19 protein-coding genes are annotated in these 23,069 nt (G+C 63.8%); 4 read left to right on the forward strand and 15 right to left on the reverse strand.

Annotation, left to right across the window (positions count from 1 at the left end; genetic code table 11):
* Positions 1-15 precede the first annotated feature (15 nt).
* From RN01_RS28405 to RN01_RS28440, 8 genes are all read right to left on the reverse strand, one after another.
* Positions 16-1,071, reverse strand: a complete 1,056-nt coding sequence (locus RN01_RS28405) for a phosphotransferase family protein (RefSeq protein ID WP_017510678.1) — start codon at positions 1,069-1,071, stop codon at positions 16-18.
* Positions 1,072-1,083: 12 nt separating this feature from the next.
* Positions 1,084-2,358: an acyl-CoA dehydrogenase family protein gene (locus RN01_RS28410; RefSeq protein ID WP_017510677.1), complete on the reverse strand. Its 1,275-nt coding sequence runs from the start codon at positions 2,356-2,358 to the stop codon at positions 1,084-1,086.
* Positions 2,359-2,385: 27 nt separating this feature from the next.
* A complete protein-coding gene (locus tag RN01_RS28415) occupies positions 2,386-3,123 on the reverse strand; it encodes an SDR family NAD(P)-dependent oxidoreductase (protein WP_017510676.1) in 738 nt (245 codons plus the stop codon).
* Between the two features lie 31 nt (positions 3,124-3,154).
* Positions 3,155-5,437, reverse strand: coding sequence for a CoA transferase (locus RN01_RS28420; protein WP_024569001.1), 2,283 nt, complete (start codon positions 5,435-5,437; stop codon positions 3,155-3,157).
* 62 nt (positions 5,438-5,499) lie between these two features.
* Positions 5,500-6,513: a tripartite tricarboxylate transporter substrate binding protein gene (locus RN01_RS28425; RefSeq protein ID WP_017510673.1), complete on the reverse strand. Its 1,014-nt coding sequence runs from the start codon at positions 6,511-6,513 to the stop codon at positions 5,500-5,502.
* Positions 6,510-7,523 (reverse strand): fumarylacetoacetate hydrolase family protein, encoded by a 1,014-nt coding sequence (locus RN01_RS28430; protein WP_017510672.1) that lies wholly within the window; start codon positions 7,521-7,523, stop codon positions 6,510-6,512. The genes RN01_RS28425 and RN01_RS28430 overlap by 4 nt, the downstream gene beginning before the upstream one ends.
* Positions 7,524-7,538: 15 nt before the next feature.
* Positions 7,539-8,048, reverse strand: coding sequence for a bacteriohemerythrin (locus RN01_RS28435; RefSeq protein WP_017510671.1), 510 nt, complete (start codon positions 8,046-8,048; stop codon positions 7,539-7,541).
* A complete protein-coding gene (locus RN01_RS28440) occupies positions 8,048-8,752 on the reverse strand; it encodes an SDR family NAD(P)-dependent oxidoreductase (protein WP_017510670.1) in 705 nt (234 codons plus the stop codon). Before RN01_RS28440 ends, RN01_RS28435 begins: the two co-directional genes overlap by 1 nt.
* Positions 8,753-8,932: 180 nt before the next feature.
* Between RN01_RS28440 and RN01_RS28445 the strand changes: the two genes are divergently transcribed.
* From RN01_RS28445 to RN01_RS28460, 4 genes are all read left to right on the forward strand, one after another.
* On the forward strand, positions 8,933-9,361 hold the full coding sequence (locus RN01_RS28445) for a Zn-ribbon domain-containing OB-fold protein (protein ID WP_017510669.1): 429 nt from the start codon (positions 8,933-8,935) through the stop codon (positions 9,359-9,361).
* Between the two features lie 2 nt (positions 9,362-9,363).
* Positions 9,364-10,557, forward strand: coding sequence for a thiolase family protein (locus RN01_RS28450; RefSeq protein ID WP_017510668.1), 1,194 nt, complete (start codon positions 9,364-9,366; stop codon positions 10,555-10,557).
* A gap of 166 nt (positions 10,558-10,723) precedes the next feature.
* Entirely contained in the window at positions 10,724-12,004 is a 1,281-nt protein-coding gene (locus RN01_RS28455; protein WP_017510667.1) for an MFS transporter, read from the forward strand.
* On the forward strand, positions 12,004-13,251 hold the full coding sequence (locus RN01_RS28460; RefSeq protein WP_017510666.1) for an NAD(P)/FAD-dependent oxidoreductase: 1,248 nt from the start codon (positions 12,004-12,006) through the stop codon (positions 13,249-13,251). Before RN01_RS28455 ends, RN01_RS28460 begins: the two co-directional genes overlap by 1 nt.
* 61 nt (positions 13,252-13,312) lie before the next feature.
* Here the strand turns inward: RN01_RS28460 and RN01_RS28465 are convergent, their stop codons facing one another.
* The 7 genes from RN01_RS28465 to RN01_RS28495 all read right to left on the reverse strand — a co-directional run bounded on the left by RN01_RS28465 (position 13,313) and on the right by RN01_RS28495 (position 22,421).
* Positions 13,313-13,819 (reverse strand): DUF1993 family protein, encoded by a 507-nt coding sequence (locus RN01_RS28465; protein ID WP_017510665.1) that lies wholly within the window; start codon positions 13,817-13,819, stop codon positions 13,313-13,315.
* Positions 13,820-13,826: 7 nt separating this feature from the next.
* Entirely contained in the window at positions 13,827-14,657 is an 831-nt protein-coding gene (locus tag RN01_RS28470; RefSeq protein ID WP_017510664.1) for an SDR family NAD(P)-dependent oxidoreductase, read from the reverse strand.
* 44 nt (positions 14,658-14,701) lie between these two features.
* Positions 14,702-15,667, reverse strand: a complete 966-nt coding sequence (locus RN01_RS28475; protein ID WP_017510663.1) for a lactoylglutathione lyase — start codon at positions 15,665-15,667, stop codon at positions 14,702-14,704.
* Positions 15,668-15,699: 32 nt separating this feature from the next.
* On the reverse strand, positions 15,700-18,159 hold the full coding sequence (locus RN01_RS28480) for an RND family transporter (protein WP_024569002.1): 2,460 nt from the start codon (positions 18,157-18,159) through the stop codon (positions 15,700-15,702).
* 31 nt (positions 18,160-18,190) lie between these two features.
* Complete coding sequence (locus RN01_RS28485; RefSeq protein ID WP_160171248.1) at positions 18,191-19,222, reverse strand: YCF48-related protein; 1,032 nt, start codon at positions 19,220-19,222, stop codon at positions 18,191-18,193.
* Between the two features lie 151 nt (positions 19,223-19,373).
* Complete coding sequence (locus tag RN01_RS28490) at positions 19,374-20,741, reverse strand: DUF1329 domain-containing protein (protein ID WP_017510660.1); 1,368 nt, start codon at positions 20,739-20,741, stop codon at positions 19,374-19,376.
* 45 nt (positions 20,742-20,786) lie between these two features.
* Positions 20,787-22,421 (reverse strand): DUF1302 domain-containing protein, encoded by a 1,635-nt coding sequence (locus RN01_RS28495; protein ID WP_017510659.1) that lies wholly within the window; start codon positions 22,419-22,421, stop codon positions 20,787-20,789.
* Between the last annotated feature and the right edge of the window lie 648 nt (positions 22,422-23,069).

Consider the following 23,069-nt stretch of genomic DNA (forward strand, 5'->3'; position numbering starts at 1 on the left):
TACGCCGGCGGCCGCTCAGGCCAGCTCGGCAATCTGTTCGCTCGCCTGCAGCAGCAGCCGTAGTGCCGAAGCATGATGCTGCTCGCCCTGCTCGACGGAGGCCTTGCCGGCGCAAGAGCGCGCGTAGCTGCCTTCGAGCAGGATGCCCAGTTTGAAGCGGGCCAGCACCACATACCAGTCGATGGCGCCGAGGTCGCGGTCACTGCGTTCGCGGTAGTAGGCCACCAGCTCGCTCGCCGCGGGAAAGCCATGCCACGGCGAGACGCGAATGCTGCCCGCGCCGCGACCGTTCGCATCGGGCCAGGTTGCCACCAGCCAGCCCAAGTCGAGCAGCGGGTCGCCCACCGTGGCCAGTTCCCAGTCGATCACAGCGGCGACCTCTGCCCCGTCGTTGCGGAACATGACGTTGGCGAGATGGAAATCGCCATGCAGGATGCCCGTGCGCGACGGCGTCGGGCGGTTGGCTTCCAGCCATTGCGCAACCGCCTCGACGCCTGGCAGTGCATCGGGCCCGGGCCAGCCCGCATGCGCACCGTATTGCGCCAGCTGGGCCCGCCAGCGCGCGACCTGCCGCTCCAGAAATCCCTGCGGCTTGCCGAAATCGGCCAGGCCGGCTGCCTGCGGATCGACCTCGCCCAGGCGCAGCAACGCATCGACCATCGAGAAACCCATGCGCCGCTGTACTTCGGCGTCGGCAGCATGCATGGCGGGCAGAGGCGTGCCGGAGGCATTGAACCCTTCCACCGGCGCCATCAGGTAGAACGGCGTACCCAGCACGGATTCATCCAGGCACGAAGCGAACAGCGCCGGGTGCGGCACCGGCGTGCCGCGCAGTGCAGCCAGCACCCGCGCTTCGCGGCCAATGGTGGCGCGTATCTCCGGTCCGGCGTGCAGCGATGGTCGGCGCAGCACGAACCCCTGCTCGCCACGCCGCAAGCGCAGAAGAATGTTCTGGGTGCCACCGGCCAGCGGCACCGGATCCGCGATGGGGCCGCTGCCGAGCTGGTGCGTATCCATCCATGCCGCCAGCCGGGGGAGATCCACTGCTTCCTGCCATGCGTGATTCGTCATGATGTCTCCCTGTCAGCCGAGTACGGCGCTGAACTTGCGCTGGGCGGCTGCGGCTGCCGTGGGCCGGTGATAGGCGGGAAACAGCGTGTCGCTCGGCGCGTAGTCGCGCAGCAGTTGCCGGGCCACAGTGATCTTGTGCACCTCGGTAGGACCGTCGGCCAAGCCCATCTGGAACGCGCGCGAGATCATCCCGGCAAAGGGCATTTCCGTCGAAGCGCCAATCGAGCCGTGCACGTGCAGGGCGCGCGCTGCAATATCGTGCAGGACCTTTGGCATGGCGGCCTTGACCGCCGCGATGTCCTTGCGGACTTTCTGGTAATCCTGGTACTTGTCGATCCGCCACGCGGTGCGCATTACCAGCAGGCGGAACTGTTCAAGTTCGAGCCACGAATCGGCAATCTTCTCCTGCACCATCTGTTTGTCGGCCAGCAGGCTGCCCTGCGTATGGCGCGACAGCGCGCGCTCGCACAGCGCATCGAGCGCCTTCTGCGCCAGTCCGATGGTCCGCATGGCATGGTGCACACGCCCGCCGCCCAGCCGCACCTGCGCCACCACGAAGGCTTCGCCCGGCGCGCCGAGCATCTGGTCCGGGCGAAGCCGGACCTGGTCGAACTCCAGGTAGGCGTGGGTCGCGGCGGGTTCATCGGCCATGCCGACATTGCGCAGGATCCGCAGCCCCGGCGTGCCGGCAGGCACGATGAACATCGACATGCCCTTGTATGCCGATACCGATGGATCGGTCACCGCCATGACAATGAAAAAGTCCGCATAGCGTGCATTGGAAGCGAACCACTTCTGCCCGCTGAGCACCCAGTCATCGCCGTCGCGCACCGCCCGTGTGGCAAATACCTGCGGGTCAGCGCCGCCTTGCGGCTCCGTCATCGCAAAGCAGGAGACGATCTCGCCGGCCAGCAGTGGCGTCAGGTAGCGCGCCTTCTGTTCCGGCGTGCCGTAGTGCGCCAGGATCTCGGCATTGCCCGAGTCCGGCGCCTGGCACCCAAAGACGATCGGCGCGAACAAGGCCCGGCCGAGAATTTCGTTCATCAACGCGAGCTTTACCTGACCATAGCCGGCCCCGCCCAGTTCAGGCCCGAGGTGGCAGGCCCACAGCTTGCGCTCCCTGACGCGCTGCTGCAGCGGGCGCACCAGCTTGATGAACTTCGGATCATGAATATCCCACGGGCTGCCAAGTACGTGCTCCAGCGGTTCCACCTCGTCGCGCACGAACGCCTCGATCCAGTCGAGTTCGGCCTGGAAGGCGGGGTCGGTTTCAAAATCCCAGGACATGCTGTCTCCTTCTTTTCGTTCTCTGCGTCAGGCCAGCAACATGCCGCCATCGACCAGCAGGGTCTGGCCGAGCATATAGGCCGACAACGGCGATGCCAGGAAGAGCGCCGCGCCCGCCATGTCTTCGGGCGTGCCGAGGCGGCCCAGCGGAATGTTGCGCAACGCGCCCTCCAGCCGCTTGGCGTTGCCCGTGGTCACACGCGTCAGCTTGGTATCGACCAGCCCCGGCGCAATGCCGTTGACGCGGATGCCGTCGCGCGCCCAAGCTTCGCCCAGCGTGCGCGTCAGGCCGAATGCACCGGTCTTGGACGCGTTATAAGCCGGATTGCCGCGGGTCGAATGAAACGCCGCAGCCGAGCTCACCACGATCATCGCGCCCCGTGCCGCCTTCAGCGCCGCGTAGCACTTGTCCGCGCAGGCCATCAGGCTAGTCAGGTTGACGTCGAGCACCTTGCGAAACCCGTCCACCTGGAATTCCTGCCGGTCGTACAGCACGGTGCCCTGCGCCTGCACCAGCACGTCCAGCCGCTCGAACGGCAGCGCGCAGGCTTCGACGTTGTGCGCTTTGGCCACGTCCACCTGCGCGTATTGCAGGCCGTCCAGCTGAGAATCTTGCGAGTTGGCATAGGAGGCGGCATTCGGACGCGTTCCCCATACGTGTACCGTCGCGCCACGCTTGCGGAAGGACTGTGCGATACCGTTGCCGATGCCGCTGGAGCCCCCCACCACCAGGACGGTCTTGCCCGAGAAATCCAGTTCATTCATTGCGTATCTCCGTTCGATGTTCAGGGTCCGTTCAGGCGATCAGTCCCTGTGCGGCGAATTCGTCGATCTGCTGGCTGCTGAAACCAAGCATCGACAGCACATCGCGGCTGTGTTCTCCGAGCGCCGGGGGCGCCCGGTCGATGGACAGTGGCAGCTCTCCGAAATCCCAGAGGGCTCCTACCTGCTGAAGGTTGCCGTATGCGGCATGGGGATAGTGGGCGTGCAGGCCGGCAGCGGCGTGTGCCGCGCTGTCGAGGAATGGCTGCGCCTGCGCCTCCAGCGCCGGAGCACCAGGCACGCCGGCGTTCTGCAATGCTGTCAGGGCGGCCTGCACGTCCAACGCAGACAGAAAGGAGGCGGGGTCATCGTCGGACAACTCCATCAGCGCCTGTGCCTCCTGCGCGGCCAGTGCGGCGACGGCAACCCAGCCATCCCGGCAGCGGTAGAGCCGGTGCGTCGGCGAGAGGCCGGTCTGCTCCGCATCTAGCTGTGCCACCGGCGTCAGCCTGCCGTCTTGCCGGCAGACGGCCTCACCGGCAGTCATCAGCATCGCGCCGAGCAGTGAAGACGCCACCGCCTGGCCCTGGCCGGTGCGCGAGCGCTGGTACAGCGCCAGCAGCACAGCAAACACCGACGACAAGGCCGCCAGATGATCGCCTACCCCAAACCGCAGCCACATCGGCGCATTGCCGGCGCCACCGCATTCCACCTCCCAGCCGCAGGCCGCCTGCATTAACTGGTCGAAGCCGGGCCAGTCCGCACGGGGGCCGGCTGGGCCGTAGGAACTAACGTGCGCGCACACCAGCTCCGGCTTGCCTGCGCGTAGTTGCTCGGGTGCGATGCCGAGCTTGCGCGCAGCGGGCATCCGCACGTTGTGATGGACCACATCGGCCCAGTCGACCAGCGCCCGCAAGGCCGGCTGGCTGCCGGGGGTGCCAAGCTTGAGCGCAACGCCCCGCTTGCCGCGCTGCGTTCCGGCAAAGATTCGCTCTAACCGGCGCATGGCGTCGCCGGCGGGCGGCTCGACCTTGATCACGTCGGCACCGAGGTCCGCCAGCACCATACAGGCGAACGGGCCAGCGAGGTAGGCGCCGAGATCCAGTACCCTGAGACCGTGCAGCGGCGCTATCGCGCCACTCCCTTCCGCCGGTTGCGCCACAGCAGGTTGCGCCTTATTGCGCTTCGCAGTCCACGCCGGCGTCGCATCCTCTACCACCTGCGACAGCGGGCCACGCACGCGGGCCGGGGGGGCGATCGTGATCGCTGGGCCGGGCTGCCAGCAGGTGCCGAGCCCGGGATCGTCGACGGCAACTACGTATCCATTCTGGCGCGCCTGCTCGTCCGCATAGATCTCGCCGAAAGGCACCGCAATCTGCGCGGCAACGTCGTGCGCCCAAAAATGCTCGACCCAGTCCTGCGCGGGGCGCGTGGCGATGATGGCCTTGTTGGCGCCGAAGTTCGGGGCGACATGGCTCGGTGGCCACTGCGCATTCGCGTGGGCCACACCCGTTTCGCCCATTTCCGCCAGACCCTGCGCCATCCACGGTGCCGCGTCGGGCGAGTAGTGGACATGAATCCAGCGGCCATCCGAACACTGGTGGAGCGGAATCGGCACGGACTTGTCGAGTCCCTTGGCAAAGGCCGGACTCGGCTTATCCGCGCGCGACCAGTGCATGGTCATTGGCACCAGCGCGGCCTGCGCGAGGCTGGTGTGCGCCACACCGCCGCAGCCATCGCGGTCACGCGCAATCAGCCGTGCCATCACCCCGACAGCGAGCAGCCAGCTGGCAATCCAGCTGGCAAACGGCATGCGGATAAAGACCGGCCCGGGCCGGTGGCCGGGTTGTTCGTCAAGGAGCCCAAGTTGTGCCAGCACCAGGGTCTCGCGCGCAGGCTCGTTCGCCATAGAATGGCGCGGCGGCCAGCCTGCCACCGATGCGATGACTAGCGAGGGGTACTGCTGCCTGAGATTTGCATCGGCCAGCAAGAAGCCGGCGGCTTCACTCGGCGTCAGATCGTGCACCAGCACGTCGGCACCGGCAAGAAGTTCATCCAGCGCAGCCAGCCCGGCGGCATCGCACAGGTTCAGCGCCACACGCCGCTTGCCGCGATCCAGCACGCGGTACAGCACCGCGTCACGTTCGGCATCCGTGCGTGGGCGCACGATCTTCAGCACCTCGGCTCCGGCTTCCGCCAGGTAAAGCGAAGCCGCACTTCCGGCAAGCCCGGTGGCAAGGTCGATCACTCGCAGGCCGGACAGGATGTCCTGGCTGCCGGCGTTCGCCTGAGGACTCTGGTCTTGTGCATTGCTCACCGCTGTCTCCGCATCATGTCATGGGCGATACCGCTGGTTCCGGCCGGGGCTGTGCCGTGGTCTTACTCCGGCTGGATTCCTGCCGCTCGGATGATCCGTCCCCAGTCTGTGCTCTGCCGCGCCTGGAATTTCGCCAGCTCGGCCGGCGAAAGCAAGAACTCGAAGGTGCCCCAGGTCTGATACACGCGCCTAACCTCGGCGGCTTTGGTTGCGCCGGTGAGTAACTGCTGAAGCCGCGTCACCGCCGCCGAGGGTGCGTGGGCGGGCAGGTAGGCGCCGAGCCAGAATCCGATGTCCATGCCCTTGATGCCCGCCTCCTCGAAGGTCGGCACGTCAGGGGTCAGGGGGCTGCGCCGGAGATCCGTGGTGGCAATCACCTTCAGCTGGCCGGACTTCACGTAAGGCAGCGCAGAGAGATCGGTGAACAGCATGTCGACCTGTCCGCTGACCAGGTCGGGCAGCGCCGAGGCCCCGCTGCGATAGGGCACGCCGAGGATCCTGACACCCATCGATTGCTGCAGCAGCTCGGCCGGCAGCCGACTGGTGATGCTCGTATAGGCGAAATTGAACTTGCCCGGATGAGCCCGCAACGTCTGCAGCAGTTGCCCGGTGTCGGCCACCGGCAGCTTCCGCGGGTTCACGTACAGGTACATCGGCCCCTTGGCGAGCGTGGTGACCGGCGTGAAGTCGGCGACTGGGTCATAGGGCAGCTTGCGGAAGGTATGCGGGTTGCCAGTGAACACAACGTTGCCGGTGACCAGCACGGTGTAGCCGTCGGGCTCGGCCTTGGCCACCGTGCGCGCCGCCAGCATCGATCCGGCGCCGGGCTTGTTCTCGACGATGGCCGGAATGCCGGTGGTGCGCGTGATTTCGTTGGCAACGGCGCGCACGAAGACGTCTGGCACTGCTCCGGCCGTGAACGGCACCACAAACGTTAGGAGCCGCGCCGGATAGTCCTGTCCGGCAGCGCGAACGGGCGCAGCCGCGACGAGTGCACTGCATGCTATGGTGGCGACTGTGCGCAGCAGGCTCGGCAGCACGCGACGGCGCTGCCTGCCGGTGAAGCTGGCCCTCATTGCGCCGCCAGGTCGGCGACCGCGGAGGGAAGCACGACACGGTTGCGCAGGATGCCGAGGCCTTCCACCTCCAGCTCGACCACATCGCCAGGCTTGAGGAAACGTAGATGTTCCAATCCGCATCCGTTGCCGACAGTCCCTGAGCCGAGGAATTCCCCCGGATACAGCGTCTCTGAACGGGAGATATGCGCGATGACGTCCTCGAACCGCCAGCGCATGTCGCGGGTGTTGCCGCGCCCCCACTCCTCGCCGTTGACGCGTGCGATCATGGTGAGGTCATATGGGTCGCCGAGTTCGTCAGCGGTTACCAGACACGGACCCATCACGTTGGCGGTATCGAAATCCTTGCCTTTGGCCGGGCCCAACATACCACTCATTTCCTTCGCTTGCGCGTCGCGCGCGCTGACGTCATTGAAGATGGTATAGCCGAAGATGTACTGCCTTGCACGGTCCCGCGGCACGTTCTTGGCGCGCCCAGCGATATAGCAACCGAACTCGAGTTCGAAATCCAGCTGCTCACTGTAGTCAGGCCAGACTACGTCATCGTCGGGTCCTATCACGGCAAAGCGGTTGCATTTGTAGTAGATGGGCTGGCGATTGAAGGCATCGATAACGCGGTCATCGGCACGTGTGTTCATGGCCTTCAGCGTTGCCTCGGGGTCCGGAGTCTGCAACGCGCGTGCACGGCGTGCTGCGGCAAAGCACTGGCGCAGGTGCAACTCGAAGCAGGAGCAATCGCGCATCTGCGTGGGGGGCTGCACCGGCGCCAGCAATTTCACCGCGCTGCGCGCCACCACTGCGTCGGACGGCGTGCGCGCCAGCAGCGATTGCGCCTCGGCCAATGCAGCCTCGCCGCCTTCGATCAGCGCCTGCACGCTCGTCAGCGCTGCACCATCACCGCCGCGCACCAGTTGGCTCGCGATCCGCAGGTCGAGCACGGCTTCGTCTTGATTGAACAGGGCGCCGGCGCGGTGCTGCCCATCCGCGCCCTGGAAAGTGACTAGTCTCATCGGATGGATCTCGTTTCAGGTGGGAAAATCGAGGGCTGCCGGGGCACGCCGCCGCAGTACCACGGGCAGTCCGCCATGCATACGCTTGCTCATCCAGTGTGAGAGCGCTGCATCCATGTAATCGGCATGACCGGGGAACCAGTCGGCCAATGCGCGTGCCAGGTCGCGGGCAACCTGGCCCTCCGCGCCGCCGTCTAGCAAGGCCTGGACTTCACGCACCGAGTTCAGTACAGCCGCATGTTCATCGGTATGACATTGCGCGGCGGGAAAACCGGTGCTGGCCATCCACTGCTCTTCCTGCGCAAAGTGCTCGACCGCGTGCCGTGCGAAGTCCGCCAGCCGCGCGGGAAGGTCTGCGTCCGCCGCGCGCTGCAACGCCGCGACGCAGTCGACGAACTCGCGATGGGTGGAGTCCATCGCCGCAAGACCAAGTAGGAAGCCGTCATTCCAGCCCAACACCGCATCGTCCTGTTGCGCCCATGCGCCGGCAGCAGTCGCGGCCAGGGAAGATGAGAGCGCCGTCATCACACTCTCCCTGCCACCGGCAGGCAGGCGCCGGTTACTGCACGTGCATCGTCCGACAGCAGGAAGGCAATGACGGCGCTGAGAGCATCTGGGGCTACCCACCGGGAGGCGTCGGCATCGGGCATCGCGGTGCGGTTCGCAGGTGTGTCTAAGATGCTTGGCAGCACTGCGTTGACCGCGATGCCCCGATCCTTGAGCTCCTCCGCCAGCGCCTCCGTTAGGCGTGCGACGCCTGCCTTCGAGGCGGCATAGGCGCCCAAGCCCGCCCCCGCCTTTTGCGCGGCAAGCGCGCCCACATTGACGATGCGTCCCCCACCAGCCTGCTGCAAGTGAGGCAGGACCGCTTGGCAAGCGACGACAGCGCTTCGCAGGTTCATCTCATAGAGCCGGTCCCAGGTCAGCACGCTGCCGTCTTCCAACGACTCCCACGCAAAGCCGCCCGCGACGTTGACCAGTGCATCGACTCCACCGAGTTGCTGCGATGCGTGCGCGAATGCCGCTGCCGCGCTGCCGCCATCCGCGAGATCAGTACCGCCGACCACTAGCGTCGCACCTGGCACGTCCGTGGCCGGCACACGGTCGATAAGTGCGACGCGGGCGCCGCGCGCAGCCAGTTCGGCACCGACGCTGCGGCCGAGAACACCGAGGCCACCGGTGACGATGACGCGAGAATGGAACGAAGGCCTGGGGGACTGCGAGAGCATGCTGGTTGTCTCCGAAGGTGTCGTCACGGGCCCGGATTCCGGTGCTTGCCATGGCGAGCCGGGCTCATTGGCCCTTTTTTGTTTCAATACATTTTTTCGATTTGTGTTCATATATTATGATTAGCACCGAAGGCGGTCAACCGCTGATTGCCACCAACGTCTGACGATCAACCCGGATCCATGCCGAGAAAGCTCCCGCTCCTGACCCCCGATACCGCGCCATTCTGGCAAGGCGGCGCCAACGGGGTGCTCAACATCTGTCATTGCAAGGACTGCCAGCATTTGTTCCATCCGCCCGCACTGGTCTGCCCGCGCTGCCTCTCCGCAGCAGTGGGGCCCCGGGCCGTTTCCGGCCGCGGCACCGTGGCGAGTTTCACCATCAATCACCAACCCTGGGCAACAGACCTGCCGGTGCCATATGTGGTCGCCATCGTCGAACTCGACGAACGCCCGGGCCTGCGTTTCGTGACCAACATCGTCGGAAGTACGCCACATGAGGTGCACATTGGCATGCGGGTACAGGTGAAGTTCGAGCAGATCGAGGATGTCTGGCTGCCCCTGTTCGAGGCAGAGCAAACGGCACAACGGGACGACGAGGCGGGGAATTGAGCGTGAAAGAGCATCTTTACGAGAAGAACGTCGCCATCACGGGCATCGGCCAGTCAGAGGTTGGGCGGCCCTCCGGCCGCTCGGCCATGCAGTTGAGCGTTGACGCTGCGCTGGAAGCAATCGCCGATGCCGGCCTCACGCGCGCCGATATCGATGGCATCGCGTGCTGGCCCGGCGACAACGACAATGGAAATCCCTTCTCGCCGGTGGGACCCAACGCACTGATGAGCGTGCTGGGCTTGCGCGTGAACTGGTACGGCGCCGGCTACGAAGGACCCGGCCCACTGACGGCGCTGATCAATGGCGCCATGGCAATTGCGGCGGGGCTGTGCCGCCACGTACTAGTGTTCCGCACCATCACCGAGGCCAGCGGCCGCACGAAGAACAAGGCGGCCAGCGCACTCACCAGCAAGACGGTAGGCCGCGACGGCAGCTACTTCTGGCAGTGGTACACGCCGTTCAATGTGGTGTCGGGGGTCAATCTGATGGCGCTTTATGCGCAGCGGCACTTCCACGAGTACGGCACCACACCGGAGCAACTGGCGCAGATCGCGCTGACCTGCCGCGCCAATGCTGCGCTCAATCCGAAGGCGGTGTTCCGCACGCCGATGACAATGGATGATTACATGGCATCGCGGATGATCTCGTCGCCGCTGCGCATGTTTGACTGTGACGTGCATTGCGACGCCTCCACCGCCATCGTGCTGTCACGGGCGGACGTTGCGCAGCATGGGCCGAACGCGCCGATCCGGCTTGAGGCCATCGGCTCGGCACTACACCAACCGTGGTCCTGGGATCAAATTTCGCTGACGGAGATGGCCTGCTTCGACGTCGGCCGCATGATGTGGTCGCGTACTGACCTGAAACCGGCGGATGTCGGCAACGCGCAACTCTATGATGGATTCTCGATCCTGACAATGCTGTGGATGGAAGGCCTGGGGCTGTGCCCGCGCGGTGAGAGCGGTGCATTCGTCGAAGGCGGAAAGCGGATTTCCCGCACAGGCAGTCTGCCGATCAACACCAATGGCGGCCAACTGTCAGCCGGCCGGACGCACGGGCTCGGCTACGTGCACGAGGCCTGTAGCCAGCTGTGGGGCCGTGCGGGAGCGCGGCAGATCGCCCAGCACCAAGTCGCGGTAGCGGCTGCCGGCGGCGGTCCGCTCGGCGGCAGCGTGCTGCTGGTGCGCGAGCCGTAACGGGACGGCACCGGTGTCATAGGGCATCTACCGAGCCAATCAATTTCATCTGTATGTAGAATACTATTCTTATATAGAAATAACAGTCGTTAAGGCCAACTGACCTGATCATCGCATCCCGCGACGCATCGTCAGTTGGTCATCAAACCGACGAAGGAGACAGCCGATGTCCAGCCCCAACCGCCCCCCACCATCCGCCGCCATTGACTTCGCCGAGTTCCGACGCGGTTGGCGCATTATCGTGCTTGCCATGCTCGGACTGGCAGTAGCCGCCAATGCATCGATGCTGTATGCCTTTGGCGCGATGATGATTCCGCTGCAAAACGCCTTTGGTTGGTCCCGGGGCGAGTTGCAGCCCGCCATCAGCTTCCTGTTCGGCGGCGCCGTAATCGGCGCCCAATTGGTCGGGTGGTTCAACGACCGCTGGGGTATGCGGCGGGTTACTGCGGCGTCCACGGTGGCGCTGTCCACGGCCTTTGCACTAATGACTCTGATGGGGAAATCGATCTGGTGGCTCTACCTGATGTGTGCGCTGTTGCCGGTCGCCGGCATGGGGACTATGCACATCACCTGGACACACCTCGTCAACCTGTGGTTCGAGCGCAATCGCGGACTGGCACTGGCGCTGATGCTGTCGGGCACTGGCCTGTCGGCCACGCTGCTGCCAACCGCGATCACCTGGGCGATTGCGCGCTGGAACTGGCAGGCCGCCTTCCTGCTGCTTGCGCTGCTTCCGCTGGTGCTGGTCTTGCCACTGGTGCTGCGATGGCTGCAAAGCCCGGCAGAACAACTGGAGACCGAGGCAAGTGGTAAGGCACCGTTGCCATCTACCCACGGCATGAGCTTTCGCCAGGGCATCCGCTCGGCGCGCTTCTGGGCGTTGAATATTGCGCTGGCGATGGTGGTGGGGGCGATGGTGTCGATGGTCAGCAATACCGTACCGCTGCTGCGTGACAAGGGCCTGTCCGCCGCCGACGCCAGTCACGTATTCGGCGCCTTCGGCCTGTCGCTGATCGCCGGGCGGATTCTCGTCGGCTACCTGATCGACCGCCTGTGGGCACCCGGCGTGGCGACCATTGCCCTTGCCATGCCGGCCCTGGGCTGCCTGCTGCTTGCCACCAGCGGAGCCGAGCAGACCGGCATGCTGACGCTGGCAACACTGCTGGTAGGCATTGGCGCTGGCGCAGAGTTCGATATCGCCGCATACCTGACGGCGCGCTACTTCGGCATGCGTGACTACGGGCGCCTGTTCGGCGTGCATGTTGCGCTGATTACCATCGCCTCAGCCCTCACGCCGTGGCTTTTCGGGCGACTCTACACGGCCACGGGCTCCTACTCGGCCATGCTGGCAATCTGCGCGGCAGTCTTCGCCGCAGGTGCAATGATGCTGCTGCCGCTCGGCCGCTATCCCAACTTCAACAACCTGAACCTGGCGAAAGAAATCTGATGTCTCTGAACAATGTGGTGATCGTAGGCGCCGGCCAAGCCGGCTATCAGGTGGCGGCTTCGCTGCGCCAGGAAGGCTATGTGGGACATGTCACTCTGATCGGTGACGAACCGGGCGTGCCGTACCAGCGGCCGCCCCTATCCAAGGCCTACCTCCTGGGCAAGATCAGCACGGCGGCGCTGCGTTTCCGCCCGTTGGAATGGTTCGAGCAGCAAAGCGTGAAGCGCGTACCAGCGAACGTAACGATGATCGACCGCGATGCATGCTGCGTAGAGTTATCCGGCGGCGAGCGCGTGGCCTATGATCATCTTGTGCTCGCCACCGGCGCGCGCAATCGCGTGCCGCCGGTGTCAGGTGCAGACCTTGATGGTGTCTTCGGTATCCGCACGCTCGCTGACGCCGACGCACTGGCACCACGCCTAGCGGCCGCGCGGCATGTTGTGGTAATCGGCGCCGGGTTCATCGGGCTGGAGTTCGCCGCCGTAGCCGCTGCCAAAGGCGTGTCAGTGCATGTCATCGAACTGGGCAACCGGCCGATGGCGCGCGCCCTGTCCACGCCGATGTCTGCGCTGTTCAGCGAGGCCCACATGGGTTGGGGCGTGAAGCTGGATTTCGGCCAGACGGTTGCCGGCATCCACGGCGAAGCCGGCAGGGTAGTCGCCATAGAGACTGGTGACGGCCGCAGGCTGCCGGCGGACCTGGTGGTCTATGGCATTGGAGTGCTGCCCAACACGGAGCTTGCGGCCGAAGCGGGCTTGTCCGTGAATAACGGCATCTGTGTCAACGAACACCTGCTGACCGACGATCCGGCCATCTCCGCCATTGGCGACGCCGTGAGTTTCCCGAGCCCGTACTGCGCGTCGGCAATCCGGCTGGAATCGGTGCAAAACGCGGTCGACCAGGCGCGCAATGTCGCCGCACGGCTGATGGGCAAGCCTACTGCCTACGCCGCCCTGCCCTGGTTCTGGACGGACCAGCAAGACCTTAAGCTGCAGATCGCGGGCTTGTCCGACCAGCACGACGAGACCGTGCTGCTGGGCTCTGCCGACGCGCGCCAACTGACCGTGTTGTGCTTCCGTGCGGGTCGCTTGATTGCGGTCGAGTCCTGCAACAGGCCAGCCGACCACATGGCCGCACGCAAGGTGCTGTCACGCACGCCCCAGTTGACCCCGGCGCAGGCTGCGGAGCCTGGCTTTGACCTTAAGGCATTCGAGGCCGCCACGCGCAAGCCCTGTATGTCGCCATAAAGAAAGCGGGGATCTGGTTGCCCCGGATCCCCGCTTTCGCCGTACGGTACGTTACCCCGCGTCAAGCTAGGCCCAAGAAATCCGCCTTGCCTAACTCCACGCCGGCATGCCGCAATAAGCCGTACGTCATCGTCGCATGGAAAAAGAAGTTCCCTTGCGACCAGCGCACAAAGCCCGAACGGTCGAATTCCAGCGCAGGCTTGCCGCGCTGCGGCACCACTAACTCCTGGACAGCGCTGCCGTCGATCTGCCCGACCGTGATTGTGTCTAGGAAATCGATCACTAGGCTGACCCGTTGGCGCAGGTCTTGCACCGAGGCATCTTCGTGCTCCCGCCGTGGCGCGCCCACGCCGCTGAAGCGCTCAACCCCAAGCACAGCAATCTGGCACGCAATCAGCACCTGGCGCGAAAACGGCAGCATATCTGGTGCGAGGCGCATGTCAAGGTAGTTGGCACTGTCAAAACCCTTGCTGTCAGCATGGGCCTGGGCCTTGTCCAGCCAGCCCAGCATATTGCGCAGCATGTGCACGTAGTCGCGCACGATCATCGAATGTACGGTCAGGCTCATCGTATTCTCACCATTTGTTGTCGCCCTTGCGCGCGAACAGTTCTCGGATCGGCACAAGCGATGGTGCATGGCTGGTAAAGCCACCATCCACCATCATCGTGTGCCCGGTCACAAAGGCGGACTCATCACTGGCAAGGAAGGCCACCACATCGGCAATCTGCCGCGGGCTTCCCAGCTCTGGCGTCAGGTGCTGCGCTAGCAGGATCTGCTTGATTTCTTCCGGCACTTCCTTCTGCGCATGCTCATTGAGTACGAAGCCGATCACCAGCGCATTCGAACGCACGCCCTGTTTGCCGTACTGCGCAGCCACCATCCGGCTCAGCGCAAGCAGCGCAGCCTTGGAGCAAGCGTAGGAGGTCAGGGTAGCATCGCCCATCACGCCGAAGCCGGAAGAGCTGTGGATCACCGAGCCGCCCCCGTTGCGCAGCATTACCGGGATGACGTGCTTGCAGCAAAGCATGGCGCCACGCGCATTCACATCCATTGAGCGATCCCAGGCCTCGATCTCAACGTTGCACACGTCGCGGTCTGCGTAGCGCGTCTTCAGGTCCAGCGCAGCGGCATTGTTATGCAGCACGTCGATGCGGCCCCACTGCTCAACCACGGCGGCAACCATCCGCCGGATGGCGTCTTCGGCACTCACATCGGTTTCGACGGCCATGGCGGTACCGCCCTTTGCCTCGATGGCGGCGACGACTTCACGTGCCGCGTCGAGGCGGATATCCACTACCGCCACGCGTGCGCCATGCTCCGCCAGCACAGTCGCGCAGTGCGCGCCGAGCCCGTTACCGGCCCCGGTGACAATCGCCACCTTGCCGGCCAGTTTTCCTTCAGTCATTCGCTTCCTCTCTCATTATCTGGCCGCCTGGACGGCCAGAGACCTTACAGTTCGTGGAACTCGAACAGCTGACCGCGCACATCGGCAGGGTCGACCCGAATTAGCGGCTTGCCGCCCACCGCTTCCGACTCGTCGATCCAAGTAAAGCGCGTGCCGCGCGCTGTCAAATCCTCAGCCTTGGCGGCCAAGCCATTGACGGCTATGCGGATGTAGTACGGGCCCGGGCCCCAGGTATGGAGATAGCGGCCGGCATCGCTGTTCCAGCACGTCGGCTCGATGACATCCAGCGTGGCGCTGTTGGCCAGGCCGAATTTCATGGTCGCCTTGCGGTACCCCTCCTGCTCCAGCGCCTGCACCGGACCGCCCGGCTCCCAGTCGAGGTTGGCCGAGACCCGGCGCAGCGTGTCGTCCAGGTCGCGCACGATGTAGCCGCGCGCGGAAACACGGATCATCTGGCCCGGCTCGGGATTGAGCACCTGCGGTGCCGGGTTAGCAAAGGTCTCAGGCGGCAGCTGCAGCGGCTCGTTGGCCATGACCTCGATGCAAAGACCACCATCGACCGATGGCTCGTAGTGCGGATCCTCCGGCGTCACGCCTAGCCACAGGCGGTCGAACGGCATGTCGGGCGTGCGTTGCGCCAGGCGGAAACGCTGCTTGCGGCGCATCAACTTGTCCACCAGCACGTTCAGACGCTCGGTGGGCAGGGTCAGCACGATGGAGTGGGTCACCATCGGGCGGTGTTCACCCTGGTAGGCCTTCAGGCTGTCGAGGAAATCATGGAACATCGGGTCGCCTTGGTTGGGCTTGTCCAGGTGCCACTGCGGCTCGATGCGCGTGGGCGAGATCGCCAGCGATTTGTGCACGCGCAGGAAGTGCGCAATGTAGGGATGGTCGTCGAAGGCCTGGCGCCAGCGCGGATGGCTGTGGATGCCGAGCCTAGCCACCAACAGCTCTGCCATGCCATCGGGGTCCGCCATCATCATGTCGGCGCTCATCAGCAGATCGAACATTGTCGTCTCCAGTCGTTGTACGAGGGTTGTTGTCAGGGATGCTTCAGGCTGGTGCCGGCCGCCTGCATGTCGGCGGGCGGGCGCTGCAGCCGGGGGTTGAGCAGGAAGTGCGAAAGCGCCGGGATCAGCAGCAGTGCGCCGACCATGTTCCACAGGAACATGAACGTGAGCAGGATGCCCATGTCGGCCTGGAACTTGATCGGCGACCACACCCAGGTGATAACGCCGGCGGCCATGGTCAACCCGATTAGCGCTACCACGCGCCCCGTAAAGTCCAGCGATCGGCGGTAGGCCTGTGCCAGGGTGGCACCGCGCCTCTGCATCGCGATCTGCACGCTCAGCAGGTACAGGGCATAGTCCACGCCCACGCCGACGCCAACCGCGATCACCGGGAGCGTGGCCACCTTGAGGCCTATGCCCAGCCACACCATCAGCGCCTTGCACAGGATGGTGGTGATTAGCAGCGGGATCATCGCCACGATGGTGGCGCGCAGGCTGCGGAAGGTCAGCAGGCACAGCAAGGCCGTAGCGCCGTACACCGCCAGGTACATGGTCACGATGCCGCGCTCGACTTCGATATTGGTAGCGGCCTCGATGCCGGCGCTGCCGGCGGCGAGCAGGAAGCGCGTCGGCCGCTTGTCATCTGCGGCCGTGTTGTGCTCGCGCGCGAAGTCTTCCGATACGCGCAGCACGCGCGACAGCGTATCCGCCTTGTGGTCACGCAGGTTGGCTACCAGCGGCGTCACCGAGCAATCGCGATTGGTGATGTCCGGAGTGGCGATCATGGCGGCCGACACTGCGGCGTTGGTGATCTCCTGGTCCCGGCTCAGCGTCATCCACTTGCCGCTTCCCTCTGCCAGGCCGGCGGTGACGAAGCGCGTGGTCTCCGCCAGCGAGCTGGTAGCCTGGACACCGTCCGTGCGGCGCAGCCGCTGGGCGAGCCCGTCCATCAGTTGCAGGGCCGCGTAGTGGCGGCACCCGTCCTCAGCGGTTTTCATGATCACTACGAACTGGTCGCCCGACAGTCCGTAATGCCGGGCGACGTAGGCGTTGTCGCGGTTGTAACGCGACTCCGAACGCAGCTCAGGCGCCCCAGGGTCGAGATCACCGATGCGCAGGTCTCGCATCACCACCGTGCTGACCACCGTCACCGCGATCGCAACGCCCACCGCTGCCAGCGCGGCCTTGCGCTCGGTGAGGTGGTCCAAGCCCTTCCATACCCGGGCAAGCAAGCCCTTGCCCTCGGCCGTTTCGCTGTCCTCGACCACGGCGCGCCGGGCCGCGGCCGGGCTCACACCGATGTACGAGAGCGCCACCGGAATCAGCACGAGTTTGGTAAAGATCAGCACTGAGACGCCAAGGCTGGTGGTGATCGCCAGATCCCGAATGACCGGGATGTCGATGATGATCAGCACGGCAAAGCCGACAATGTTGGTCAGCAATGCCGTCAGTCCCGCCATGAACAGCCGGCGGAACGTATAGCGCGCCGCCACGTACTTGTGGGTGCCGCGCCCCACGTCTTGCAGGATTCCGTTCATCTTCTGCGCGCCGTGCGACAGGCCGATCGCAAAGATCAAGAATGGCACCAGGATCGAGTACGGGTCGAGTTCGTAGCCTAGCAGTTGCATCAGCCCCAGCAGCCACACCACACCCAGCACGGCTACCGTCACCAACAGCACCGTGCTGCGCACGCAGCGTGTGTAGACGAACACGAATAGCGCCGCCACCGCCACCGATACGCCGAAGAACAGCATTACCTGCTTCAGGCCATCGATCAGGTCACCGACGATCTTGGCGAATCCGATGATATGGATGCCGACGCCATCGCTCTCGAAGCTGCGGATCTTCGCTTCCAGCGCGTGCGAAAACTCGCCGTAGTTCAGCGCTTCACCGGTCTTGGGATTGTGGTCGAGCAAGGGCGTAACGATCATGCTTGACTTCAAGTCGTTCGCCACTAGGCTGCCGACGACGCCGGCGCGGCCGATGTTTGCCCTGAGCTGCTCGACCGCACGGGCCGAGCCGTCATAGTCGGAGGGCATCACTGCACCTCCGGTGATGCCATCTTCAGTCACTTGCCGCCAGCGCACGATCGGCATCCACAACGACTTCATCCACGAGCGGTCCACACCAGGGATCAGGTAGAGCGTGTCGTTGATCTTGCGCAGCGTGTCGAGATAGGCGGGATCGTAGATATCGCCGCGCTTGTTCTCCACTACGATGCGGATGCTGTTGCCCAGGCCAGGCAGTTCCGCCTTGTGGTCGAGGTAGTTGCGGATATACGGGCTGGAGGATGGGATCATCCGCTCGAAGCTGGCATTGACATGGATCCTCAGTGCGAAGTACCCGAGAACCAGCGTTGCCAGCAGGCAAAGCACCAGGGCCACGCCACGGTTGTTGAAGATAAAGCGTTCTGCCACATTGCCGGATTGCCGGTCAAAATCGCGCAAATCACGAACGACCGGCATGGCTGGGTTACCGATGGGGGCACTCATTTCTCATCCTTGTTGCTTATGGGTACCGGGCTCAGCGAACCGGCATGATATCCAGCACGCGCAGACCGTTGACCAGCGCGAGCACCAACTGGCCCGAGATGGTCGTCGCGGCACCCAGCACTTCGCTGGTATACGGAATCTGCAGCGGAACGGCGCGGCTGCCATCCGGTGAAACCGAGAGGACCTGCCCGGCATCGGATACCAGCAACAGGCCTTCGCCGCCGGCGGGCACGGCGGCGACGAGGCTCGCCTCCGTGCCGGTGGCGAGCTTGCGCCACTGGGTGCCTTCATCCTTGCTGACGTAGGCATTGCCTGACAGGCCATAGGCCAGCACGCGGCCCGGCCGCACATCGACGCCGAAGAAGGTGCCCTCGTAGGGTGTCTTCACCTGCGCAAAGTGATTGCCTGCTGGGTCCAGCCTGAGCAGCAGGCCCTGCTCGCCCGCGATATAGCGCTGTGTGCCATGCCCGGCCACGGCATAGAGGTGCAGACGGCGCGGGTTGTCCGTATGCTCGATCCACGGCGTCCAAGTCTTGCCGCCGTCGACGGTATGCAAAACCAGACCGAACGCGCCCACCAGGAAACCGTCGTTCGCGTCCGCAAACGAGACATCGAGAAAAGGCGTCGGCAGGACGTCCAGAGTGGCGGATTGCGATGCCCACCGCTCAACCTCTTCGCGGGTCTTGTCGGCACCCTCGGGCCCGCCTTGGGCAGGATAGTGGCCGCGCAGCAGCTTGAGCAGGCTACGACCATCGAGCACGCGCTGCCAGCTGGCCCCGCCATCGGCGCTGCGCAGCGCGACTGCGTCGTGCCCTACCGCCCAGACCGTGTTGGCGTCGCTGAACCTGACAGATACTAGGTCGGACTGCACCGGGCTGGGCATCTGCGCCCAGTGTGAGCCGCCGTCCGAAGACATCACAATCAAGCCGCGCGGGCCGACCGCGACCAGCCGGTCGCCCTGCCGGGCAACGCTGCTGGCCGGGCTGTGCTTGTTGAACTCGCCCGCTGGGACCGGCATGTCGAGAACGTCGCGCATCGGCCGGTTGGCGTTGCCTTGCTGCATTGCGAACGCCGCTGCTGCGAGGCCCATGGCAAGCGCTACGGCCGCCATGAACGGCCTGTGCAGTCGCCGTCCATTTCCGGAAAAAGCGCCCGGCGATGCCGGGCGGGATTGAGGATGAGCCACGGCACCACTCCTTATCTGCTGACCGGCATCAGCGTGCTGTCTCGCGCGCCACCACCGCCTCAGGATTCAACTCACGCTCGCTACGCCGCGCGGCCTGGACGAAGTAGCCCGACTTCGAGGCATCGTTAATGTACGCGTACACGCCCTTGTTGAAGTCGTAGATGGTGTTCTTCACGCCATAGGGCTGAACGGACTTGCCATAGAGTTGGATGGTTCCCTGGAACAGGGCGCGGTACAGCTCGCCAGACTGGTCGTAGGCGTCGTACAGCGAAGCCCCAGACCAGTCTTCATCGAAGTAGTAGATCCGCTTCGAATACACGTGGCGCTGGCCCGGCTTAAGGGTTGCCTCCACCACCCAGACGCGATGCAGCTCCCAGCGCTCGCAGGCAGGATTCACATGCTTGGGTTGTAACGCGTCGACTGTCGGGCAATCGTTGTACATCCGGTAGCTGTTGTAGGGGATATACATCTCCTTCTTGCCGATCAGCTTGAAGTCGAAGCGGTCCTGCTTACCGGTGAAGACAAACAACTCGTCGAACAGCGTCACACCGCCCATGCTGCCGACCGGCGTGTCATAGGCGAACTCGGGCGAAAGCTTGACGCGGCGCTGGCCCGGCATGTAGTTCCAGGCCTTGCGCGCCTTGTCCACAGGATCAAGGAAATCGATTAAGCCGGTCATCTCACCGGCACGGCGGGCGGGCACCTTGTTATTGGAGTAGGTGCGCCAGATCATGTCCGGATCGCGATCGGCCTGGTCCACCTGATAGTACACGTAGTCCTGGTAGGTGTATTGCTCAGAGGTCTGCGTAGCCTTGCCTGATGCATCTACGACCCAAGTAGAGGCATCGGGAGAAACCATCGCGGTGTCACCCATGTAGCGCAGAATATGGCCCCACATCACTTCGTTGCCAGTCTTGGGGATCGGAAATGGCATGCCACCACGGCAGGCGCGATCTATGGCCAGGCCATCCTTGGTCGCGCTGCAGGTGGTGGCGTTGCGCACCGTTGCCTTCAGGATCTTCTCGGGGAAGGCCGCCGTGCGATGCGACGGGTAGACATCGATGTAGTACGTATCCGGATTCTTCTTGATCAGCGCCTTCTGGCCGTCGCTCAGTTTCGCGGCGTACTTGTCTACATTCTTCGCATCGATGCGAAACAGCGGCTTCTCATCCTTGAACGGGTCAGGCCAGAAACCGCTGTCCGGCTTATAGCCGGCGGGCGCCTTGGTCAGGCCGCCGGTGTAGGCCGGGATCGTGCCGTCGGCATTGCCCGCCTTGATGGCACCGAACTCGGTAAGTGTGGTGCCAAGCTGCTTGGCTTCCTCGGCCGAGACGGCGGCCATAGCGGCGCCACTGGCGCCGATCAGGGCTGCGCAGAGTGCATAGTGAAGCTTCATCGTTGTCTCCTGTCTGTTGTTACGTCTTCGACCCCGGGAACGGTCTTAGAAGGATGTCTTGAAGGTAAAGACAAGCCAGCCGCGATCTGTGGCGCCCACTGCGGAATTGAGCGCGCCGCCGCCGACCACCATCGTGCCCGTCGAGTTGTAGCGGGTTGGCACAATCAGGTCGGAATAGCGCAGGCTGAAGTCATACTTAGTGAGATAGGTTGCGGTGACGCCGACCGACCACGCGGCAACGCCCTCAAACCCGCCGGCAGTTGCCGACTTTCCCTTGATGCCGTAGTTCAGCGTCATCGGCACGCTGAGGTCCCAGCCCGGGAATACGCCGAAGTACTGCGGCGTGAAGTTCATTGCGATCTGGTAGAAATTGCGCGTCGAGCAAGCGTTCGGGGTTGCCGTGGTTTCGCAACCGGCATAGCCTTCGCCGCGATAGAGATTCTCGTTCTGCGTGATGCTGAGCAGCCGGTTATACGCAAACTCGACCATGAGCACGCCGGTGTCCCAGACCGGCGTCTTGGGCAACCCGTACATGCCGTTGACCACCCAGTGCAGCGTGTCGCCGCGCGCGCCGGTATCGGTGGTCATACTGGAAGCGGAATTTAGCGCCGTGTTCTTACGCAGCGACAGATCCGAACCGATGCTGATCGGGCCGATCTGCGTGCCAAGGCTCACGCCATACAGTTCGACGCCTTTCGCATAGTCAAAGCGGAACTTGCCACCCGGCAGGAGCTGGATGCCGGTCTCCGGGTTGTAGTCATCGAACTTGCGGTAGTAGATGCCGATCTTCGAGTTGATTGCATCCACATCGAACTTGGTTCCGATACCCCAGTTGCCGGCGTTGCGAGTGGTCTGCTCCATCGTGTTAGTGAAGCTGGTTGTCGGGCCGACCCCAACCCGGTCAACTGTAGGTGCCGTGTCCGCCCCCATCAGGTAGGTGCCGCCCATCGGCACGCGGGTGGGCTTCCACTCGTAAAAATACTGGCCGAATATCGATGCCCAGTCGGTGACTTGGGCCTTGAACGAAACCTGCCCCAGCGGCAAGAAGACTTCTTTGGTTTCGATACCCGGGCTGTTGACGGCCTTGACGCCGTCAGTAGGTGCCTGCGAGTAGGAGATGGCATGAGCGCCGATCAGAAGACCTTCGCCCCAGGACAACGCGTGGCGACCCACCTTCACGTTGACAGGCACCTCGCCAAGGTCAAAGTTGGTCCAGCCGAATACGTCCATAAACTCGGCAGAAGGCCCGTTCATGTAACGCGAAACCGTAGAGTTGTAGCTATCGTTGAAATAGCTAGTAGGAAATCCGGCTGGCGAGCTCACACCATGGCTGCTGTACGCGTTGTCGTACCAAGCGGTGGCGCCAAGGCGGAAGCCGACCTGGTTCTTGTAATTCACGTCGAGTTCGCTCAGTACATCGACACGGTTCGTAACGATATTGTTCTTCTTGAACTTGGAGTCCGATTCGTCGTACGTTGGGTTGGCCAACAAGCGCGAATCCTGCCCTTCCATGCGCATGCCCAGGTTATAGCGCACGGTATTGTCCCAGCGCAGCTTGATATCGGGATTCCCGACGTCGATCTCAACCGCCTGTGCGGCGCCCGCGCATCCCAGTACCAGCGTCGTTGCAATGGCACGGCGTCTCAATCCCGCCGAGCGATTTTTCTCGAACCGCTTCATTGTCTGTCTCCATCCCAGTTTTTTTGTGAGATGCCCGGTCGCGCTTCTGGTCGAAGCATTCGCCGGGCTTTTTTATCCCTGCCAGGCACTGCCACTCGTTTCGAATCTCCATGCCGGCAACCTCGCCTGCCGGAGCCTCGGGAGGGCTCACCGATTCCACCACCGAATGTGAACAGACACAACTTATCTGTCTACATTTAGCGCATTCTATATTCCGACGACAGTTTTGTGTTCAGAATCATCAAACGCGCCCCCCCGAGTTTCTACCTAGTGCCGTACTTGGCTCTCTTAGACATCAGTGAGCAGCATTGCTGCAAGTGCAGAGCCTGGCATCCCCGGCGCGAAATAGTAGGAGACGAGCTATCTTTGAAACAAAAGTCGTCAATTTTTGATACAAAGACTTCATTTGTGTTCACAAATCAATCTTGACGCCATGGGCCCGCAGGCAGGCGTGCGGATTCCGGCCAGCAATCGCCGGCCGCCTGTTACTTACAGTGGGGCTTAGAGAGGGTGCGCGACAGTCTCTGGCTACAACGCAAGCGGGGCCTAGATGGCAGGCGCCCGGGCCGGCGAACTCTGGGGGGACAACTGCAGCAGAGAGCAAGCCAGCGCAGTACGGTGCCGGGAGATGGCTTTGCGACTGATGTG

It is taken from the genome of Cupriavidus sp. SHE (assembly GCF_000812445.1).
GTDB lineage: Bacteria > Pseudomonadota > Gammaproteobacteria > Burkholderiales > Burkholderiaceae > Cupriavidus > Cupriavidus metallidurans.

Coding starts and splice junctions, on each gene's coding strand:
- RN01_RS28455 (WP_017510667.1), top strand. CDS start 10,724: ATGTCCAGCCCCAACCGCCCCCCACCATCCGCCGCCATTGACTTCGCC.
- RN01_RS28460 (WP_017510666.1), top strand. CDS start 12,004: ATGTCTCTGAACAATGTGGTGATCGTAGGCGCCGGCCAAGCCGGCTAT.
- RN01_RS28410 (WP_017510677.1), bottom strand. CDS start 2,358: ATGTCCTGGGATTTTGAAACCGACCCCGCCTTCCAGGCCGAACTCGAC.
- RN01_RS28425 (WP_017510673.1), bottom strand. CDS start 6,513: ATGAGGGCCAGCTTCACCGGCAGGCAGCGCCGTCGCGTGCTGCCGAGC.
- RN01_RS28485 (WP_160171248.1), bottom strand. CDS start 19,222: ATGCAGCAAGGCAACGCCAACCGGCCGATGCGCGACGTTCTCGACATG.
- RN01_RS28430 (WP_017510672.1), bottom strand. CDS start 7,523: ATGAGACTAGTCACTTTCCAGGGCGCGGATGGGCAGCACCGCGCCGGC.
- RN01_RS28440 (WP_017510670.1), bottom strand. CDS start 8,752: ATGCTCTCGCAGTCCCCCAGGCCTTCGTTCCATTCTCGCGTCATCGTC.
- RN01_RS28465 (WP_017510665.1), bottom strand. CDS start 13,819: ATGAGCCTGACCGTACATTCGATGATCGTGCGCGACTACGTGCACATG.
- RN01_RS28475 (WP_017510663.1), bottom strand. CDS start 15,667: ATGTTCGATCTGCTGATGAGCGCCGACATGATGATGGCGGACCCCGAT.
- RN01_RS28435 (WP_017510671.1), bottom strand. CDS start 8,048: ATGACGGCGCTCTCATCTTCCCTGGCCGCGACTGCTGCCGGCGCATGG.
- RN01_RS28445 (WP_017510669.1), top strand. CDS start 8,933: ATGCCGAGAAAGCTCCCGCTCCTGACCCCCGATACCGCGCCATTCTGG.
- RN01_RS28415 (WP_017510676.1), bottom strand. CDS start 3,123: ATGAATGAACTGGATTTCTCGGGCAAGACCGTCCTGGTGGTGGGGGGC.
- RN01_RS28495 (WP_017510659.1), bottom strand. CDS start 22,421: ATGAAGCGGTTCGAGAAAAATCGCTCGGCGGGATTGAGACGCCGTGCC.
- RN01_RS28470 (WP_017510664.1), bottom strand. CDS start 14,657: ATGACTGAAGGAAAACTGGCCGGCAAGGTGGCGATTGTCACCGGGGCC.
- RN01_RS28480 (WP_024569002.1), bottom strand. CDS start 18,159: ATGAGTGCCCCCATCGGTAACCCAGCCATGCCGGTCGTTCGTGATTTG.
- RN01_RS28405 (WP_017510678.1), bottom strand. CDS start 1,071: ATGACGAATCACGCATGGCAGGAAGCAGTGGATCTCCCCCGGCTGGCG.
- RN01_RS28490 (WP_017510660.1), bottom strand. CDS start 20,741: ATGAAGCTTCACTATGCACTCTGCGCAGCCCTGATCGGCGCCAGTGGC.